The organism is Polynucleobacter sp. AP-Sving-400A-A2 (assembly GCF_018688155.1).
Taxonomy (GTDB): Bacteria; Pseudomonadota; Gammaproteobacteria; order Burkholderiales; family Burkholderiaceae; genus Polynucleobacter.
In genome coordinates, this window is the sequence record NZ_CP061312.1 from 23,686 (window position 1) to 42,649 (window position 18,964).

Here is an 18,964-nt window from a genome sequence, read left to right on the forward strand (position 1 = left end):
ATCAAACTTTACTTTATTAAACATCTGTAAGTTATTGATTTATATTGGAAATTAATAAAATATTGATTTTCTGCCCAAGATGGCATTCCTATAAAATGTCTATAGAAACGTAAAGCAACAAATGATATCCACAGACTTATCCACAGGGTGTAATAACAAATTTTAGTAAATGATCCTCGGCCTATCGTAGTACAGGTAGTAGTAGATAAGCCTTTAGTGCAGGGCTTTGACTACCTATGGGATATTGAAAAGTTGGGCAAATTACCTGAAATTGGTAACGTGGTTGAGGTGCCCTTTGCTAGGTCAAAAGAAATTGGGTTGATAGTAAGAGTTAGTAATCACTCCGATTATGAGATAGGAAGGCTCAAATACGTAGATCGCCTTGCGCCAATTCCAGTATTGGACCCCGCTTTATTGCGATTAATGAGTTTTACCAGTCAGTATTACATCCACGCTTTAGGGGAAACCGCATTGCCGGTCATACCGCAGATGTGGAAAAAAGCAGATGAATGGGAAAAAATACCGAAAAAAATAGAATCTGCAGACAAAAAAGGTAAAAAAAAGCTTGTAGCAGTGGCGGAAGGCTTGATCACGGTAGAGCAATTGAATTCCGATCAAAAGGTCGCCCTATGTCAACTACTAGCAGATGGTAAAAAAGAAAAACAATTCAGGGCGATCTTATTACAAGGCCAAACGGGGAGTGGCAAGACAGCTGTCTTTCTAAATTGGCTTACAAACACACTTAAAGAAGAGGGTGCACAAGTACTTTTACTAGTGCCAGAAATTAACTTAACTCCACAACTAGAAAGACGCGTGAGAGCCTACTTCCCAGATAAAAAAATGGCGGTGTTACATAGCGGTGTCAGCGAAAAGAAACGAGGCGCCGCTTGGTATGATGCAATGACAGGCAAGGCGCAAATTATTTTAGGAACCAGGCTAGCGGCCTTGACGCCAATACCTAATTTACGCGCCATCGTGGTGGATGAAGAGCACGACCCATCTTATAAGCAGCAAGATGGGACTCGATATTCGGCAAGAGATTTAGCAATCTGGCGAGCGCATGATCAAAAAATTCCCATCCTCTTGTCTTCTGCCACGCCCTCGCTAGAAACTTGGTTAGCCGCTCAATCAGGGCGCTATGAAAATATTCGACTTGATCAGCGCGCTCAGGGTGCAGCCCTACCTAGCGTGCACTTAATTAATACGCGTGATCCACAAAATCAATTTAGCCCAGGCGATGTAGGTGTGCCCAAGCAAAAAAGTCTGATTACAAAAACACTTGCAAATGCTATTAGCAGGGCACTTGCAGAAAAAAAACAAAGTTTGATTTTGATTAATAGGCGCGGCTATGCTCCGGTACTGAGTTGCTCAGCATGTAATTGGCTATCAAAATGTACGCAATGCTCTACCTATACGGTAATGCATAAGGCCGGCGCTTTAAGTAAAAGATCAGTATTGAATTGTCACCACTGTGGATTGGTAAAACCCATTCCACAGTTTTGCCCTGATTGTGGAAATGCAGATCTTAAAACGCTTGGTCATGGGACTCAAAAATTAGAAGATGCCATTGAAGAAATGTGGCCACAAGCGAGAGTGCTGCGGGTCGATACAGACTCAAGCAGAAAGAGTAAAGGAGCAGAAGCGCTCTTTGCAGAAATACATGATGGCAATGTTGACATCGTCGTTGGTACACAAATGATTGCTAAAGGGCATGACTATCAAAACATTGGATTAGTCGCCGTGTTAGACGCAGATAGTCGACTCTATTCGGCAGACTTTAGAGCGGCCGAAAGATTGTTTGCGCAGTTAGTTCAAGTAGCCGGGCGTGCAGGAAGATCGGGCATCAAAGGTGAGGCTGGGGGAGATATTTATATCGAGACGCAATACCCAGAGGCACCTGTATTTCAGTATTTATTAAGACACGATGTTGATGGATTTTTAGCATTTACTGCTAAAGAGCGCGAAGAGGCAAAACTACCGCCCTACTCATATCAAGCACTCATTCATGCCGAAGGTAAAAACCTAGATCAAGCGATTCAGTTTTTAAATGAACTCAAGGCGCGTATAAAAACTCGGGGTCTGATTACGAGAGAGCTCAAGGTGTATGACCCAGTGCCTAAGCCAGTCATGCGAGTGGCGGGTGCAGAGCGTGCCCAATTATTAATCGAGTCAGGCAATCGCAAACTATTACAAGAAACGCTTGAAATAATTGATCAAGAGTTACGCCAAGATTCCACGGGAAGAATTAGTAAAACATCACGTATTCGATGGTTGGTAGAGCGCGATCCGATTGCCATCTAAGTACCAGCGCTAGACTCGTATTGTGTGAGCGACATTAAGTCACTTAGGTTAGTACTCAGCATCTCAGGAGATGTTGGTTTAATTTTAAATAACCAAACTGCATACGGCTGAGTATTCACCACCTCAGGGCTGATATCTACCTCTCCATTGAGGGCAACAATTTCACCGCTGATGGGAGCATGAATATCGCTCGCCGCTTTAACGGACTCTATCGCAGCAATAGCTTCGCCCTGCTTTACTTGTTGGCCTATTTTTGGGGCTTGGAAAAACATGACATCACCCAAAGCTTCTTGCGCGTGATTGCTAATGCCCACCCAAACTAATCCATCATCTTCGATGCTAGCCCACTCATGTGTTTCTGCGAATTTAAATGTGTCTTGAGTTTTCATTATGTATCCTGTGGACTATGTAGGTGACGACGTGGCGATTGTTCCCAGCCAATAACCTAAGTCGACATTTTGTACAGAGTGCCAAACTAATCTCTATGTCGGGCATTGATCAATCCCGAGCTGTTAAAGCGGAGTTAAGTTTTAGGTTTTTGCTGAGCCCGTACGGTGTGTACGGTTGTATAAACAGCTTGCGCAAATCCAGCGCTGCTTGCGATTGCTTGTTGGGATCCAGGTGCCACCTTCCAGACGCTTTTCGCGACTGCATGAGGAGCAGAACTTAAGGCTCTGTGAAGTTTCTTGGGTAGCAGCTGGAGTCGAAGTAGTCATGGGCAATCCGGGCAATTCTAATCTTGTACAGAGACTCTATTTTACCCGTTTTGTCCCGCTGGGGCTGGGCTCAAAACAACTCGTACCGAATCGGCTGTTTTATTGCCATCAAAATCGAGCCAAGCCTTATTTTCAAAATCATAGAGCTTGCACTTACGAGCCGTCTCGAAATACCATGCCCAAGAGAACTTTTGGATAAAAATACGCTCTGGAAGGATGGTTTCCAGGGTATTTTGGGCCTCCTGAAGGCGATATAGGGGCACACTCATGTCTACGTGATGGGCTGTGTGCTCCATGATGTGGTGCATTAAAGAGCCCCAAATCCAATTAAAGGTCAAATGCACTGTGGTAGATACAAAAGGCTGGGCACGCAACCACTCAGACTTCTTGTCATACCAAGAGACTGAGGTGTGGGTATGGTGAACATAGACCACGAAACCAATCATTCCATTCCAGAAAAGGAAGGGAAGAGCAAAACCAGTGATGAGGCCAAGCCAAACAGATTGACCAGTAGCGAGAGCGCCGGCAATGAGACAAGCAATCCAGATAATGGCAAAGCCAGTCACTAGTAAGTTGTCTTTTAAGAAAATTGGACGGTCGCCAGGTTTGTTTTTTGCATTCGGGAAGTACTCACGTCTCCACCAGATCTCAATGAGGTAGTAGAAAACAGGGCCCCAGCCACTACGGTAGAGGCGCTCTACGGCTTTGCGCCAAGCAGGAAGTGCATCAAATTCTGCTTTTGATAATGGAGCCCAAACAAAGTCAAAGCCCTTGAGGTTAGTCTGGCCATGGTGAACAACGTTGTGGCCTACATCCCATAAGCTATATGGGGTTAGAGACGGTAAGAATGCAATGCGACCAAGCACTTTATTAAGTTCGCGGTGCGGTGTGTAGCTTTGATGGCAAGCATCATGACCTAAGATAAAGATGCGACCAGTGACAAAACCGGCAACTAAGCCCAATGCAATTTTGATCAACACGCTCTCAATGAAAATAGTTCCAGCGATACAGGCAAGCCATAAAACAGCATCCACTGCTAGTAAGGCAATTGCTTTTGCTGTTTCACCTTGAGCCATGGGGATCAACCAGCCACGAATAATTTTTCGGTGCGGCAATGGAAGATCTGGAGCCAAAGGATTAGCCATAGATGGTTCGGATAGAGCAGAATTTAAATGATTTGACATGATAAGAATCAATAAGTTAGGGAGAAATGATAGCCTTTTTCACGAATTCACGCATGATGTAGGTCAAAACCCCCTCTGTTTTGGTGCGCCCGGCAGGAATCGAACCTGCGACCCTTGGCTTCGGAGGCCAATACTCTATCCACTGAGCTACGGGCGCCTGTATAAAATTCGTTAACTACGCCATTGTAAGTGCCTATATCCTTAGGCTCTCGTTATAATCCCTTCAGAATCATCCTAAAACCCGTCAAACTATAAAAGTCCTATGAGCGAAGCGCACGGCAGCATCATTAAAACCCCTAAACAGCTGATCATTACGGTGTTTGCCACCTTTTTTGTGCCATTGATCATCATTTTGTTGCTATTGGTATATGTAAATAACGGTAAACGTACCGATGCCGCTGCTTCTGCTGAGCAGTTGATTAAACCTGTTGCACAACTGAATTACCAGGATGCTAGCGCTCCAGCGGAGTCCAAAGAGGCTGCCCCAGCGACTAAATAAGGTTTAACGCTCTCGATAAAGCTGGCTAGATGCCAGCTTTTTATTACTCTTCGTTTTGACCTTTTGCATCTAGTGCAACTTGGTACGCCTCTTTTTTGCTCAGCCCAAGCGTTTGAGCGAGCACGGCAGCAATTTCTTTGCTGCCTAAGTAAGGGCTTAGGGCATTAGCCCATAGCAAGAGCGCCGAATGTTCAGGAGCCTCGTCCGCGTTGGCTTGGCGGCCAGCCACTAAGATAATAAATTCACCCCTGAGGCTCTCTGCTTTTTCAAGCCACCCCGGAATATCTGTAGCAGTAAGTGTCACCAGCTGCTCAAATTTTTTGGTCAGCTCTCTGCCTACTATTACCCGTCGCTCGGCCTCTAGTTCTTTGCTTAGCGTTATCAGGGTCTCGCGTATTTGATGTGGTGATTCAAAAAAGATGCTCGTTTTTGAATTGCTGCGAATATCTTGGATAAGGGCAATCCGCTCTTTTGCTTTATTTGGCCAGAAGCCAAGAAACTGAAAGCGCCCTTCTGATGGCAGCATGACAGAGCCACTAGCAGAAATAGCAGTAGAAACCGCGCTTGCACCAGGAATAGGAATAATGCGAAAGCCAGCCTTTTCTACTGCGTTCACTAGTCTTGCGCCAGGATCTGATACTCCGGGTGTACCGGCATCTGAAATGTAAGCCCAGCGTTCATTTTGAGCGAGGCGCTCAATAATGGTTTGCGCACCAGTAATTTCATTGTGCTCATGCAAAGCGACACATTTCTTCTGAATGCCAAAATGTTGGAGCAGAGGTGCGCTATGCCTCGTATCTTCACAGGCAATACCGTCTACTGAATTAAGCACATGCAGTGCACGCAAGGTAATGTCACCCAAATTGCCAATTGGCGTGGCAACCATGTATAGAGCACCAGCTGGCAGATCCTGTTGTTTTAAAAAGTCAAAGGAGCTTAATTCCATGTGGGCAATCTTTTGCAAAATAGTATTAATAAGTAAGAGAATACGTTGCTTTTGAAATCATGGGTAGCGTAGGCAGGTTGTCTGAACTATGGCGCATAATCATGTGATGGATAAAGATACTCTCGAACGTTTGCGCGCTCGCGCATCCCAACATTTTCTAGACAGCATTGCTGTAAAGCAAGCCGCTGAAAAAATACTTCCTGAGCAGATTGCTCTCGGCATAGTCGCCATGACAAATTGTCTACGCGCTGGCGGAAAGGTAATGGCTTGCGGTAATGGCGGATCAGCTGCTGATGCGCAGCATTTCGCTGCTGAGCTGATTGGTCGCTTTGAGAGAGAGCGACAAGAGTTGGCTGCGATTGCACTGACTACAGACACATCCATTTTGACTGCTGTAGGAAATGACTACAGCTATGACGAAATCTTTGCTAAGCAAGTGCGCGGTCTCGGAAAAAAAGGTGACATCTTAATTGGCATCTCCACTTCAGGAAATTCAAAAAACGTAGTGAGAGCAATTGAGGCTGCAAAAAAAATGGGGATTCAGATTGTTGCCTTGACTGGTAACGGTGGTGGAAAGATTGCCGGCTTATTAGACGCTAATGACATTCATCTCTGCGCGCCCTCCACTCGCACTGCTCGTATTCAAGAAACACATTTAGTTTTACTTCATGCCTTATGCGATGGCGTAGATCATTTATTGCTCGATTAATAAATTCATTAATAAAAAGGTACGTATATGCGAAATACTCTCATCATCAAATTACTTACCGCGATGTTGATTTCCTCCTTCCTATCTGGTTGTGGCGTACTAGCTGTTGGCGGCGTTGTGGCAGGTGCAAGCGTATTAGCTGATCGCCGTTCTCCAGCTGTGCAGGCAATTGATAAGGGTATTGAGTTAGAGGCCGGCAATGCTCTAGCCAAGCGCTATGGTGATAATGCGCACATTAACGTGACATCATTCAATCAAAAGGTATTGTTAACCGGTGAGGTGAAAGATGCCGATATTAAGGGCCAGGCCGGCACCTTTGTGAAGGCAATGAAAAACGCCCGCTCTGTCTTTAATGAATTAGTCATTGGACCAAATAGCACCTTTACAGCTCGTGCGAATGACTCTTACCTCGAATCCAAAATCAAAACCCAAATGATTTTTACAGATAAGCTGCCATCGAATTCAATGGGAATTGTTGCTGAAGGCAGTAGTGTTTACTTGATGGGTATCCTGACGCAAAATGAGGCAGCGATTGCTAAGAAAGTTGCTAGTAATGTTGATGGTGTAAAAGATGTGTACGTCTACTTCGATATTATTTCTGATGCAGAAAAAACGCGTCTAGAAAAACAAGGTAAGGCAGACGAATCGCAGCCAAACTCAATGCCAAAGCAGTAAGGTTGTTTGATGTAAAGTGAGTAATGAATTTATCTATGCAACACCTGAAATCTTTTGTACTCACTACCGTCTTATTACTATGTTCGCTAAGTGCAAGGGCATCTAGTGATGATACAAAGGCGGCTTTACTTGCAAAGCAAAATGCTTGCCTGGGATGTCATGCGCTTGATAAAAAAATTGTGGGCCCTGGCTTTCAAGCCGTTGCAAAAAAATACGCAAATGACCCTGGCGCAATTGTATTTCTAAAAAACAAAATTATTAAAGGTGGCTCGGGATCTTGGGGTGTTGTACCAATGCCAGCAAATGCAAAGTTGAGTGATGCCGATGTATCTTTATTGGCTGGCTGGATTTTGCGCGGAGCGCCTAGCGCAAATTAAGTGGGGCGAATTACTGGCTTTCCAATAAACCAGGACCACACATCATTTGAGCGCTTAAAGTTTTGTTTAAGTGCATAGTCAAAGTCAGCCCACTGCTCATTGGCAGCCTCTTCAACAATCGTGCCTGAATTTGCAGGCGGTAATTTCAGGTAAGCATCAGCATCTCCATGGGCGTACTCAACAAGCATGCCCGCCTTTTGCGCAAGATGCATCATCGCCCGGTTATTTGCTAGGCAATGCACGAATAAGGTTTCGATACGGGTATTGCGTGAGTGCACCGATGCGCGGGCCAATAAAGCGCTACCAATGCCCTGCCCTCGGCCATTAGGTAGAACTGATACACCAAACTCGGCAGCCAGTGGCTGACCTTTTATTTCGGGTAGATACGCTAAATGAGCCATGCCAATCAGGTTTAGCTGGGAGTCAAAGCTGCCAAATATCGCATCTCTCTGGAAATCAAGCCCCTCTACATAGCGATGAATAACCTCATCAGGGGTTTGAGTGCCGAAGCGAAGACGACGATCTTCTTCATTCAGCAGCAAAAGATGCTGAAGAATGCGCTCTCTATGGGCCGCATGTAATTCACGAACAGGCACAGTTGAGCCAGCCGCATAGGGCTTGCTGGGTAAGTGACTGTTCGCTAATTTATTGTGCATAGCAACATACTAGCAGAAACAGCAGCTTATTACAGGGTTTTCCCTAGGCATAGAGGGATACAGACATAAAAGAGAAATAAAGGGAGTAAAAACTAAACGCTTGCCTCAAATTCTCCGCCTTATCCATAAAAACCCGTATATTTTAAAAAAAGTTGAAAATATTTTCGCCCTCCATCCCCTTGTTCTACATGGGTTTATTTAAAAAGTAGGAAAAAACATCGCTTTTTTATAGAAAAAGACTACGAAAGGTGTTGACGGACCCTCAAAAGGGGTATAAAGTCTCATCTCTCTGCTGCAACGTTTTATGAATTTCAAAGCGCGCAGCCCTCTTTAAAAATTAGTCAACCGATAATTGTGGGTACTAAGTGAAAGCATCAAGTCCTTCGGGACAGATGTAAATAAATAGTACTCATAGACAGTAAAAAGATTTGGTTTTATTACCAAGTCAATTTCTTTTGAATGAGTGCGACGATCCGCAAGGATCACAGGAATTAAACTGAAGAGTTTGATCCTGGCTCAGATTGAACGCTGGCGGCATGCCTTACACATGCAAGTCGAACGGCAGCACGGGTACTTGTACCTGGTGGCGAGTGGCGAACGGGTGAGTAATACATCGGAACGTACCTTATCGTGGGGGATAACGCAGCGAAAGCTGTGCTAATACCGCATACGCCCTGAGGGGGAAAGCGGGGGATCGAAAGACCTCGCGCGATTAGAGCGGCCGATGCCTGATTAGCTTGTTGGTGGGGTAAAAGCCCACCAAGGCGACGATCAGTAGCTGGTCTGAGAGGACGATCAGCCACACTGGGACTGAGACACGGCCCAGACTCCTACGGGAGGCAGCAGTGGGGAATTTTGGACAATGGGGGAAACCCTGATCCAGCAATGCCGCGTGAGTGAAGAAGGCCTTCGGGTTGTAAAGCTCTTTTGTCAGGGAAGAAACACCGGCTCTAACACAGTCCGGGAATGACGGTACCTGAAGAATAAGCACCGGCTAACTACGTGCCAGCAGCCGCGGTAATACGTAGGGTGCAAGCGTTAATCGGAATTACTGGGCGTAAAGCGTGCGCAGGCGGTTATACAAGACAGGCGTGAAATCCCCGGGCTTAACCTGGGAATGGCGCCTGTGACTGTATAGCTAGAGTGTGTCAGAGGGGGGTAGAATTCCACGTGTAGCAGTGAAATGCGTAGATATGTGGAGGAATACCAATGGCGAAGGCAGCCCCCTGGGATAACACTGACGCTCATGCACGAAAGCGTGGGGAGCAAACAGGATTAGATACCCTGGTAGTCCACGCCCTAAACGATGCTGACTAGTTGTTCGGAATTTACATTCTGAGTAACGTAGCTAACGCGTGAAGTCAGCCGCCTGGGGAGTACGGTCGCAAGATTAAAACTCAAAGGAATTGACGGGGACCCGCACAAGCGGTGGATGATGTGGATTAATTCGATGCAACGCGAAAAACCTTACCTACCCTTGACATGTCACTAACGAAGTAGAGATACATTAGGTGCCCGTAAGGGAAAGTGAACACAGGTGCTGCATGGCTGTCGTCAGCTCGTGTCGTGAGATGTTGGGTTAAGTCCCGCAACGAGCGCAACCCTTGTCTTTAGTTGCTACGCAAGAGCACTCTAAAGAGACTGCCGGTGACAAACCGGAGGAAGGTGGGGATGACGTCAAGTCCTCATGGCCCTTATGGGTAGGGCTTCACACGTCATACAATGGTGCATACAGAGGGTTGCCAACCCGCGAGGGGGAGCTAATCTCAGAAAATGCATCGTAGTCCGGATCGTAGTCTGCAACTCGACTACGTGAAGCTGGAATCGCTAGTAATCGCGGATCAGAATGTCGCGGTGAATACGTTCCCGGGTCTTGTACACACCGCCCGTCATACCATGGGAGTGGGTTTTGCCAGAAGCCGTTAGCCTAACCGCAAGGAGGGCGACTGCCACGGCAGGGTTCATGACTGGGGTAAAGTCGTAACAAGGTAGCCGTATCGGAAGGTGCGGCTGGATCACCTCCTTTCTAGAGAAAGATGCTGAATCCTAGTGCCCACACTTATCGGTTGACAATAAAAGCCACGGGTCTGTAGCTCAGCTGGTTAGAGCACTGTGTTGATAACGCAGGGGTCGTAGGTTCAAGTCCTACCAGACCCACCACCAGCCAGAAACAAGACTTAGTGGGACGTTGGGGGATTAGCTCAGCTGGGAGAGCACCTGCTTTGCAAGCAGGGGGTCGTCGGTTCGATCCCGTCATCCTCCACCATCATCTAAATGTCAAAACTAAGCGAAGACTTAATCGTTTAGTTTTGCCATTTATGGCTGTTCTTTAAAAATTTGAGTAAGCAAAGTGTCAAATGTTTCTTTGAGAGGACATTTGACAATGTAATAAGGGTAAAGATTGAATCATCAATCAGTAATACAAACGAGTTTTACCAAGTTCTTTAACAAGTACTTACAGTTTGGATTACGGCAAACATGTCAGAAGTAGAAATAAACCTGTAACAGGTGCCAGCAATGGTGCTCGTTATAGGATCAAGTGAATAAGTGCACATGATGGATGCCTTGGCGATTACAGGCGACGAAAGACGTTATAACCTGCGATAAGCCCCGGGGAGCTGGTAAATAAGCTTTGATCCGGGGATTTCTGAATGGGGAAACCCACCACTTTTGTGGTATCCATACCTGAATACATAGGGTATGAGAAGCGAACCTTGTGAACTGAAACATCTAAGTAGCAAGAGGAAAAGACATCAACCGAGATTCCCAGAGTAGTGGCGAGCGAAATGGGAACAGCCTTCTAGTGATATCTCAGTAATTAACAGAACGGAATGGAAAGTCCGACAATAAAGGGTGATAGTCCCGTATGTGAAAATTATTGGGTGGTACTAGGCTAGAGACAAGTAGGGCGGGACACGTGAAATCCTGTCTGAATATGGGGGGACCATCCTCCAAGGCTAAATACTCGTAATCGACCGATAGTGAACAAGTACCGTGAGGGAAAGGCGAAAAGAACCCCGGGAGGGGAGTGAAATAGATCCTGAAATTGTGTGCATACAAACAGTAGGAGCCTCGTAAGGGGTGACTGCGTACCTTTTGTATAATGGGTCAGCGACTTACATTCAGTAGCAAGCTTAACCGAATAGGGAAGGCGTAGCGAAAGCGAGTCCGAATAGGGCGCTAGTTGCTGGGTGTAGACCCGAAACCAGTTGATCTATCCATGGCCAGGTTGAAGGTGCGGTAACACGTACTGGAGGACCGAACCCACTAACGTTGAAAAGTTAGGGGATGAGCTGTGGATAGGGGTGAAAGGCTAAACAAAACTGGAAATAGCTGGTTCTCTCCGAAAACTATTTAGGTAGTGCCTCGTGTATCACTGTAGGGGGTAGAGCACTGTCATGGTAGTGGGGTCCATTGCGGATTACTGCGCCATAGCAAACTCCGAATACCTACAAGTGCAATCACGGGAGACAGACATCGGGTGCTAACGTCCGGTGTCAAGAGGGAAACAACCCAGACCGCCAGCTAAGGTCCCTAATATATGCTAAGTGGGAAACGAAGTGGGAAGGCTAAAACAGTCAGGAGGTTGGCTTAGAAGCAGCCATCCTTTAAAGAAAGCGTAATAGCTCACTGATCGAGTCGTCCTGCGCGGAAGATGTAACGGGGCTAAGCATATAACCGAAGCTGCGGATCACAGCAATGTGATGGTAGGAGAGCGTTCTGTAAGCCTGTGAAGGTGTCTTGTAAAGGATGCTGGAGGTATCAGAAGTGCGAATGCTGACATGAGTAGCGATAAAGGGGGTGAAAAGCCCCCTCGCCGTAAGCCCAAGGTTTCCTGTTCAACGTTCATCGGAACAGGGTGAGTCGGCCCCTAAGGCGAGGCAGAGATGCGTAGCTGATGGGAACAAGGTTAATATTCCTTGACCATTGTTAGATGCGATGGGGGGACGGATCGCGGAAAGTTGTCCGGGTGTTGGAAGTCCCGGTTCTTGCGTTGGAGATGGCTATTAGGTAAATCCGGTAGCGTAATTCAAGGGCGTGAGACGAGCGAATTTATTCGCGAAGCAATTGGAAGTGGTTCCAAGAAAAGCCTCTAAGCTTCAGTCTAACAAGACCGTACCGCAAACCGACACAGGTGGGCGAGATGAGTATTCTAAGGCGCTTGAGAGAACTCAGGAGAAGGAACTCGGCAAATTTGTACCGTAACTTCGGGATAAGGTACGCCCTGGTAGTTTGACTCTGTACAAGGGGAGGACGAAAGGGTTGCAATAAAAAGGTGGCTGCGACTGTTTAATAAAAACACAGCACTCTGCAAACACGAAAGTGGACGTATAGGGTGTGACGCCTGCCCGGTGCTGGAAGATTAAATGATGGGGTGCAAGCTCTTGATTGAAGTCCCAGTAAACGGCGGCCGTAACTATAACGGTCCTAAGGTAGCGAAATTCCTTGTCGGGTAAGTTCCGACCTGCACGAATGGCGTAACGATGGCCACACTGTCTCCTCCTGAGACTCAGCGAAGTTGAAATGTTTGTGATGATGCAATCTACCCGTGGCTAGACGGAAAGACCCCATGAACCTTTACTGTAGCTTTGCATTGGACTTTGAACCGGTCTGTGTAGGATAGGTGGGAGGCGTTGAAAGCGGGATGCTAGTTCCGCTGGAGCCAACCTTGAAATACCACCCTGGTTTGTTTGAGGTTCTAACCTTGGCCCATTATCTGGGTCGGGAACAGTGCATGGTAGGCAGTTTGACTGGGGCGGTCTCCTCCCAAAGTGTAACGGAGGAGTACGAAGGTACGCTTGGTACGGTCGGACATCGTACCTAAAGTGCAATGGCAAAAGCGTGCTTAACTGCGAGACCGACAAGTCGAGCAGGTGCGAAAGCAGGTCATAGTGATCCGGTGGTTCTGTATGGAAGGGCCATCGCTCAACGGATAAAAGGTACTCTGGGGATAACAGGCTGATACCGCCCAAGAGTTCATATCGACGGCGGTGTTTGGCACCTCGATGTCGGCTCATCTCATCCTGGGGCTGTAGCCGGTCCCAAGGGTATGGCTGTTCGCCATTTAAAGAGGTACGTGAGCTGGGTTTAAAACGTCGTGAGACAGTTTGGTCCCTATCTGCCATGGGCGTTGGAGATTTGACGGGGGCTGCTCCTAGTACGAGAGGACCGGAGTGGACGTACCGCTGGTGTACCTGTTGTTTCGCCAGAAGCATCGCAGGGTAGCTATGTACGGAAGAGATAACCGCTGAAAGCATCTAAGCGGGAAACTTGCCTGAAGATGAGATCTCCCGTAGGTTTAACCTACATAAAGGGTCGTTGCAGACCACAACGTTGATAGGTCAGGTGTGGAAGCGCAGTAATGCGTTAAGCTAACTGATACTAATTGCCCGTTAGGCTTGATCCTATAACCAGCACTATTGTGTTGGATGTTTGCCAGATTTAATCTGCATCCTTAATTACATGCTTACTCAAATAGAGTTGTTGATGATTTATCAGCAACTCGACCCTCTACGCCCGGTGACCATAGCAAGTTGGAACCACTCCTTCCCATCCCGAACAGGACAGTGAAACGACTTTACGCCGATGATAGTGCGGATTACCCGTGTGAAAGTAGGTAACTGCCGGGCACCAATGCGACGCCCAGACCCTCTTAGGTCTGGGCGTTTTTACTTGTGCAAAGCGTTTTGAGGTTTAAGAGATTGACAATAACTCCATTAGGAGTCAGAATATTGGGTTCGCGGAGGGGTGTCCGAGCGGCTAAAGGAGGCAGACTGTAAATCTGTTGGCTATGCCTACGTAGGTTCGAATCCTACCCCCTCCACCAGAGATGTGCGGGATTAGTTTAATGGTAAAACAGCAGATTTCCAATCTTCGGTCAAGAGTTCGATTCTCTTATCCCGCTCCAGTTTTAGCAGTATTTGTATTTGCCCATGTGGCTCAGTGGTAGAGCACTCCCTTGGTAAGGGAGAGGTCGGCAGTTCGATCCTGCCCATGGGCACCATGGCTTGTATAGTAAATAAATTTAATTTCGTGTGTTGGTTTAAGAGTTAACTAAAGGCAGACAAAAAAATGGCAAAAGAAAAGTTTGAGCGGACAAAACCGCACGTAAACGTTGGCACAATCGGTCACGTTGACCACGGTAAAACTACCTTGACAGCTGCAATTGCAACCGTGCTCTCTAAGCAGTTCGGTGGCGAAGCAAAAGCATACGATCAGATCGATGCTGCTCCAGAAGAAAAAGCACGCGGTATTACGATTAATACAGCGCACGTGGAGTATGAGACTGCCAATCGTCACTACGCACACGTTGATTGCCCAGGACATGCTGACTACGTCAAGAACATGATTACGGGCGCAGCTCAAATGGACGGCGCTATTTTGGTTTGCTCTGCAGCTGACGGCCCAATGCCACAAACGCGTGAGCACATCCTCTTGGCACGCCAAGTAGGTGTTCCTTACATCGTGGTGTTCTTGAACAAATGCGATATGGTTGATGATGCTGAATTGTTAGAGCTCGTTGAAATGGAAGTGCGTGAGCTTTTATCTAAGTATGACTTCCCAGGCGATGACACCCCAATCATTCAAGGTTCTGCTAAGTTAGCGCTTGAAGGCGACGAAGGCCCAATGGGTAAAGAAGCCATCATGAAATTGGCTGAAGCATTAGATACTTATATCCCAACTCCAGAGCGTGCAATTGACGGTGCGTTCTTGATGCCAGTAGAGGACGTGTTCTCTATCTCCGGTCGCGGTACTGTTGTAACAGGCCGTATCGAGCGCGGTATCGTTAAGGTTGGTGAAGAGATTGAAATTATCGGTATCAAGCCAACCCTCAAGACCACTTGTACTGGTGTTGAAATGTTCCGCAAATTGCTCGACCAAGGTCAAGCAGGCGATAACGTCGGTATCTTGTTACGCGGTACAAAACGTGAAGAAGTTGAGCGCGGCCAAGTATTGGCTAAGCCAGGTTCAATCACCCCACATACTCACTTTACAGCCGAGGTGTATATCTTGGGTAAAGATGAAGGTGGTCGTCATACACCATTCTTTAACAACTATCGTCCCCAGTTTTACTTCCGCACTACGGACGTCACTGGTTCAATCGAGTTGCCAAAAGACAAAGAAATGGTCATGCCTGGTGATAACGTCACGATTACCGTCAAACTCATCGCGCCAATCGCGATGGAAGAAGGTTTACGTTTTGCGATCCGCGAAGGTGGCCGTACTGTTGGCGCCGGTGTGGTTGCTAAGATTTTGGCTTAATAGATTTAATAAAGGGGTGTAGCTCAATTGGCAGAGCGTTGGTCTCCAAAACCAAAGGTTGGGGGTTCGATGCCCTCCGCCCCTGCCACGATTTAAACTGAAAGTTATATGTCTCAACAAACAGCAAGTCACTCTGAAGAAAAGAGCAGCTGGGTCTCCGGACTCGCTGCTTTAATCGTCGTTGCAGCGTTAGTTCTTTACTACACGTTGGCGGATCAATCTTTATTGATTCGTTTAGCTGTTTTGTTTGGTGGCATAGCTGTCGCAGTTTTGATTGTGGCGATGTCAGCAGATGGGCGCCGTTTTATCGCCTACGCTAAAGATTCTTGGTATGAAGTAAAAAAGGTTGTTTGGCCGACTCGCAAAGAGACGACTCAAATGACTCTAGTCGTATTTGGCTTTGTCGTGATCATGTCCTTGTTTTTGTGGCTTGCAGACAAATTAATTGAATGGCTAGTTTTTTCAGCCTTTTTGGGCTGGAAGTGAGTAAAAAATGATTGATGCTGAATTAGTCTCAAACCCACAAGCTACCGGCAATATGCGCTGGTACGTTATTCATGCTTATTCAGGTATGGAAAAAAGCGTTAAAAGAGGCTTAGAAGAGCGCATTGCTCGCTCTGGCATGCCAGAGAAATTTGGCCGTATCTTGGTTCCATCCGAAGAGGTTGTAGAAATCAAGTCAGGCGCAAAATCGGTATCTGAGCGTCGTTTTTTCCCAGGATACGTCCTAATTGAGATGGAAATGACTGACGAGAGCTGGCATTTGGTGAAAAATACGCCAAAAGTGACTGGTTTCGTAGGTGGTGTTCGTAACCGCCCAAGCCCTATTTCTACGGCAGAAGTAGCCAAAATCATGGATCAAATGCAAGCTGGGGTGGACAAACCAAAGCCTAAGACGTTATTTGAAGTGGGCGAAATTGTTCGTGTTAAAGAAGGCCCATTTGTTGACTTTAACGGCAATATTGAAGAAGTGAACTATGAGAAGTCAAGATTGCGCGTTTCTGTTACAATTTTTGGCCGCGGTACTCCAGTTGAGCTAGAGTTCGGCCAGGTAGAAAAGATGTAAAAAAATACCCAATTCAAGGGTGTTTTGTAGCAAAAGAAGTGGTGTTAAGTGGTTAGTAATAACCGAGGAGCGGATCTAGAAAGCCAAAAACTAGTGAAGCGTTTACTCAACAGCGGTCTTACCTAATGAGGTTAGGCGCGCTTTTAGGAGCAATCAATGGCAAAGAAGATCATTGGCTTTATCAAGCTGCAGATCCCTGCAGGTAAAGCAAATCCATCACCTCCCGTAGGTCCAGCACTGGGTCAACGCGGCCTCAATATTATGGAATTCTGTAAGGCGTTTAATGCTCAAACTCAGAGCATGGAACCGGGCCTGCCAATTCCAGTCGTGATTACAGCGTTTGCTGATAAGAGCTTCACTTTCATCATGAAGACGCCACCAGCGACCATCATGATTAAGAAAGCTGCGAAGATCGAAAAAGGTTCACCACGTCCCCATACCGATAAGGTAGGAAAAATTACACGTGCTCAAGCAGAAGAAATTGCTAAAGCAAAAATGCCAGATTTGACAGCTGCTGATATGGATGCTGCTGTAAGAACAATCGCTGGTAGCGCCCGTTCAATGGGCATCACAGTGGAAGGTCTCTAATCATGACTAAGTTATCTAAGCGTTTAAAAGCAATTGAATCCAAAGTAGATCGCAACAAGTTTTATGCATTAGAAGATGCATTAAATCTCGTTAAAGAATGTGCGACTGCCAAATTCGATGAATCTATTGACGTTGCAGTTCAGCTGGGCATTGATGCGAAGAAATCTGACCAAGTTGTGCGTGGCGCAGTTGTGCTCCCAGCTGGTACAGGTAAGCATGTTCGTGTAGCGGTATTTGCACAGGGCGAAAAGGCTGAGCAAGCTAAAGCTGCTGGTGCTGAAATCGTTGGCATGGAAGAGCTTGCTGAGCAGATTAAGGGCGGCAAAATTGATTTCGATATTTTGATCGCATCCCCAGACACGATGAAGATCGTTGGTACTTTAGGTCAGGTATTGGGCCCACGTGGTTTGATGCCGAATCCAAAGGTTGGAACTGTTACTCCTGACGTTGCTACTGCAGTGAAGAATGCAAAAGCTGGTCAAGTTCAGTTCCGTGTGGACAAAGCCGGTATTGTGCACGCCAGTATTGGTCGTCGTTCATTCGAGCCGGCTGCATTGAAATCCAACTTGCTCGCATTGCTTGAGGCTTTGAACAAAGCTAGGCCACCTGCATCTAAGGGTATTTATTTAAAGAAGGTTGCCGTAAGCAGCACCATGGGTGCAGGCGTACGCGTAGACCAGGCATCGATACAAGCGGCGCAGTAAAAAGAAACATAACCCGCTTGTAGCAAAAAGAACTTTGGGTCGACTCCCGCTCTTTGAGTGAGAGTCGAACATCAAAGACCGTTGGTGGATTATTGGCTAGCTTAGAAATAATTCTTAATCGTTACGAAAGTAATGGCCAGCGCAGATGGCGACCCTGAAAAGATTTCACAAGATTTCCTTGTGACAAATGATCAGACGCTGGTGTGTAACCCCAACTGGAAACAGTTGGTTTTTTAGGAGTTAAACCGTGCCTTTGAATGTACAAGACAAAAAAGCGATTGTTGCTGATGTCGGCGCTCAATTGGCTGGAGCTCAAACAGTCGTGCTCGCTGAATACCGCGGTATTCCAGTAGAGCAGTTGACAAAGCTACGTGCTAGCGCACGTGACCAAGGTGTATATCTTCGCGTTTTGAAGAACACATTGGCACGCCGTGCTGCACAAGGCACACAGTTTGAGCCTCTTGCTGATTCGATGGTTGGCCCCTTGATCTATGGCATCTCTGCTGATCCGATTGCTTCGGCAAAAGTATTGCAGAACTTTGCTAAGACTCAAGACAAGCTAGTCATTACTGCTGGCTCATATAACGGCAAGTTGTTGGACGTAGCGGGCGTTAAATCCCTCGCGTCTATTCCAAGCCGCGACGAGTTGTTATCTCAGTTGTTAGGTGTGATGTTGGCACCAGTATCTGCGATGGCTCGCGTATTGGGCGCAGTAGCAGCGCAAAAATCAGCCGGAGCACCCGCTCCAGTTGCAGCACCTGTAGTTGAAGCAGCAGCCCCAGCAGAAGTAGTTGCTGAAGCCGCAGCCCCAGAAGCTGGAACAGAAACACCGCAAACCCCTGCCGCTGAATAAGCGACAGATTAACTATTTAAGTATTAGGAGCTAAAAATGGCGATTACTAAAGAAGAAATCATTGATGCAGTAGGCAGCATGTCCGTAATGGATTTGAACGACTTGGTTAAGGCGTTCGAAGAGAAGTTTGGCGTTTCAGCTGCAGCGATGGCTGTTGCTGGTCCTGCTGGTGCCGCTGGCGGCGCTGCTGCTGAAGAGCAAACAGAATTCACTGTGAACTTGCTCGAAGCTGGCGCAAATAAAGTTTCAGTAATTAAGGCTGTTCGTGAAATCACTGGCCTTGGCTTGAAAGAAGCTAAAGACTTAGTTGATGGCGCACCAAAGCCAATCAAAGAAGCTGTTGATAAGAAGACAGCTGAAGAAGCCAAGAAGAAGCTTGACGAAGCAGGCGCTAAGTCAGAAATCAAGTAATACAAACTTTTCTAAC

Annotated in this window: 17 protein-coding genes, 7 tRNA genes and 3 rRNA genes; 21 read left to right on the top strand and 6 right to left on the bottom strand. The window is 46.8% G+C overall.

Annotated elements, in window-relative coordinates:
* The first annotated feature begins 183 nt into the window (after nucleotides 1-183).
* The gene (gene priA, locus C2758_RS00125; RefSeq protein WP_256441923.1) at nucleotides 184-2,301 is read left to right on the top strand and encodes a primosomal protein N'; all 2,118 of its coding nucleotides are present in this window, start codon (nucleotides 184-186) and stop codon (nucleotides 2,299-2,301) included.
* Here the strand turns inward: priA and gcvH are convergent.
* The 4 genes from gcvH to C2758_RS00145 form a co-directional block, all read right to left on the bottom strand.
* Nucleotides 2,298-2,693, bottom strand: coding sequence for a glycine cleavage system protein GcvH (gcvH, locus tag C2758_RS00130; RefSeq protein WP_371817724.1), 396 nt, complete (start codon nucleotides 2,691-2,693; stop codon nucleotides 2,298-2,300). The genes priA and gcvH overlap by 4 nt on opposite strands.
* Nucleotides 2,694-2,831: 138 nt before the next feature.
* Entirely contained in the window at nucleotides 2,832-3,017 is a 186-nt protein-coding gene (locus C2758_RS00135) for a hypothetical protein (protein ID WP_041396810.1), read from the bottom strand.
* 41 nt (nucleotides 3,018-3,058) lie between these two features.
* Complete coding sequence (locus tag C2758_RS00140; protein WP_251369206.1) at nucleotides 3,059-4,201, bottom strand: fatty acid desaturase; 1,143 nt, start codon at nucleotides 4,199-4,201, stop codon at nucleotides 3,059-3,061.
* 81 nt (nucleotides 4,202-4,282) lie between these two features.
* Nucleotides 4,283-4,358 (bottom strand) — tRNA-Arg (locus C2758_RS00145).
* A 105-nt stretch (nucleotides 4,359-4,463) separates the two neighbouring features.
* Here C2758_RS00145 and C2758_RS00150 point away from each other — a divergent pair.
* The gene (locus tag C2758_RS00150; protein WP_251369207.1) at nucleotides 4,464-4,700 is read left to right on the top strand and encodes a hypothetical protein; all 237 of its coding nucleotides are present in this window, start codon (nucleotides 4,464-4,466) and stop codon (nucleotides 4,698-4,700) included.
* 43 nt (nucleotides 4,701-4,743) lie between these two features.
* Here C2758_RS00150 and rsmI read toward each other — a convergent pair whose 3' ends face one another.
* Nucleotides 4,744-5,646 (bottom strand): 16S rRNA (cytidine(1402)-2'-O)-methyltransferase, encoded by a 903-nt coding sequence (rsmI, locus tag C2758_RS00155; RefSeq protein WP_215328333.1) that lies wholly within the window; start codon nucleotides 5,644-5,646, stop codon nucleotides 4,744-4,746.
* Between the two features lie 106 nt (nucleotides 5,647-5,752).
* Here rsmI and C2758_RS00160 point away from each other — a divergent pair, with 106 nt between their 5' ends.
* Genes C2758_RS00160 through C2758_RS00170 form a run of 3 tightly spaced genes read left to right on the top strand, consistent with a single transcriptional unit; the run spans nucleotide 5,753 to nucleotide 7,407 of the window.
* Entirely contained in the window at nucleotides 5,753-6,355 is a 603-nt protein-coding gene (locus C2758_RS00160) for a phosphoheptose isomerase (protein WP_215328334.1), read from the top strand.
* Nucleotides 6,356-6,382: 27 nt separating this feature from the next.
* A complete protein-coding gene (locus C2758_RS00165; RefSeq protein WP_215328335.1) occupies nucleotides 6,383-7,030 on the top strand; it encodes a BON domain-containing protein in 648 nt (215 codons plus the stop codon).
* 35 nt (nucleotides 7,031-7,065) lie between these two features.
* Nucleotides 7,066-7,407 (top strand): c-type cytochrome, encoded by a 342-nt coding sequence (locus C2758_RS00170; RefSeq protein WP_371817702.1) that lies wholly within the window; start codon nucleotides 7,066-7,068, stop codon nucleotides 7,405-7,407.
* On the opposite strand, the gene C2758_RS00175 is transcribed toward C2758_RS00170, so the two are convergent.
* The gene (locus tag C2758_RS00175) at nucleotides 7,404-8,063 is read right to left on the bottom strand and encodes a GNAT family N-acetyltransferase (protein ID WP_215328336.1); all 660 of its coding nucleotides are present in this window, start codon (nucleotides 8,061-8,063) and stop codon (nucleotides 7,404-7,406) included. The two genes, C2758_RS00170 and C2758_RS00175, sit on opposite strands and share 4 nt — an antisense overlap.
* Before the next feature lie 493 nt (nucleotides 8,064-8,556).
* Between C2758_RS00175 and C2758_RS00180 the strand changes: the two genes are divergently transcribed.
* The 16 genes from C2758_RS00180 to rplL all read left to right on the top strand — a co-directional run bounded on the left by C2758_RS00180 (nucleotide 8,557) and on the right by rplL (nucleotide 18,948).
* Nucleotides 8,557-10,089, top strand: a 16S ribosomal RNA gene (locus C2758_RS00180).
* Between the two features lie 57 nt (nucleotides 10,090-10,146).
* Nucleotides 10,147-10,223: transfer RNA gene (locus C2758_RS00185), tRNA-Ile, on the top strand.
* Between the two features lie 30 nt (nucleotides 10,224-10,253).
* Nucleotides 10,254-10,329: transfer RNA gene (locus C2758_RS00190), tRNA-Ala, on the top strand.
* Nucleotides 10,330-10,596: 267 nt separating this feature from the next.
* Nucleotides 10,597-13,470, top strand: a 23S ribosomal RNA gene (locus C2758_RS00195).
* Between the two features lie 109 nt (nucleotides 13,471-13,579).
* Nucleotides 13,580-13,693: ribosomal RNA gene (rrf, locus tag C2758_RS00200) — 5S ribosomal RNA — on the top strand.
* Together the 16S, 23S and 5S rRNA genes with 5 tRNA genes alongside form the textbook arrangement of a ribosomal RNA operon.
* Before the next feature lie 112 nt (nucleotides 13,694-13,805).
* Nucleotides 13,806-13,890: transfer RNA gene (locus tag C2758_RS00205), tRNA-Tyr, on the top strand.
* 7 nt (nucleotides 13,891-13,897) lie between these two features.
* Nucleotides 13,898-13,971: transfer RNA gene (locus C2758_RS00210), tRNA-Gly, on the top strand.
* A 21-nt stretch (nucleotides 13,972-13,992) separates the two neighbouring features.
* Nucleotides 13,993-14,067: transfer RNA gene (locus C2758_RS00215), tRNA-Thr, on the top strand.
* 68 nt (nucleotides 14,068-14,135) lie between these two features.
* Nucleotides 14,136-15,326: an elongation factor Tu gene (tuf, locus tag C2758_RS00220; RefSeq protein ID WP_215328337.1), complete on the top strand. Its 1,191-nt coding sequence runs from the start codon at nucleotides 14,136-14,138 to the stop codon at nucleotides 15,324-15,326.
* 12 nt (nucleotides 15,327-15,338) lie between these two features.
* Nucleotides 15,339-15,414 (top strand) — tRNA-Trp (locus C2758_RS00225).
* Between the two features lie 20 nt (nucleotides 15,415-15,434).
* Entirely contained in the window at nucleotides 15,435-15,812 is a 378-nt protein-coding gene (secE, locus tag C2758_RS00230; RefSeq protein WP_215328338.1) for a preprotein translocase subunit SecE, read from the top strand.
* 7 nt (nucleotides 15,813-15,819) lie between these two features.
* Nucleotides 15,820-16,392, top strand: coding sequence for a transcription termination/antitermination protein NusG (nusG, locus tag C2758_RS00235; protein ID WP_046329370.1), 573 nt, complete (start codon nucleotides 15,820-15,822; stop codon nucleotides 16,390-16,392).
* Between the two features lie 156 nt (nucleotides 16,393-16,548).
* Nucleotides 16,549-16,980 carry a 50S ribosomal protein L11 gene (gene rplK, locus C2758_RS00240; protein ID WP_011901890.1) on the top strand — a complete coding sequence of 144 codons (432 nt, stop codon included), beginning with the start codon at nucleotides 16,549-16,551 and terminating at the stop codon, nucleotides 16,978-16,980.
* 2 nt (nucleotides 16,981-16,982) lie between these two features.
* Complete coding sequence (gene rplA, locus C2758_RS00245) at nucleotides 16,983-17,684, top strand: 50S ribosomal protein L1 (protein ID WP_215328344.1); 702 nt, start codon at nucleotides 16,983-16,985, stop codon at nucleotides 17,682-17,684.
* A 247-nt stretch (nucleotides 17,685-17,931) separates the two neighbouring features.
* The gene (gene rplJ, locus C2758_RS00250) at nucleotides 17,932-18,537 is read left to right on the top strand and encodes a 50S ribosomal protein L10 (RefSeq protein ID WP_215328346.1); all 606 of its coding nucleotides are present in this window, start codon (nucleotides 17,932-17,934) and stop codon (nucleotides 18,535-18,537) included.
* Nucleotides 18,538-18,573: 36 nt separating this feature from the next.
* Nucleotides 18,574-18,948 (top strand): 50S ribosomal protein L7/L12, encoded by a 375-nt coding sequence (gene rplL, locus C2758_RS00255; RefSeq protein WP_173941805.1) that lies wholly within the window; start codon nucleotides 18,574-18,576, stop codon nucleotides 18,946-18,948.
* Nucleotides 18,949-18,964: the final 16 nt, after the last annotated feature.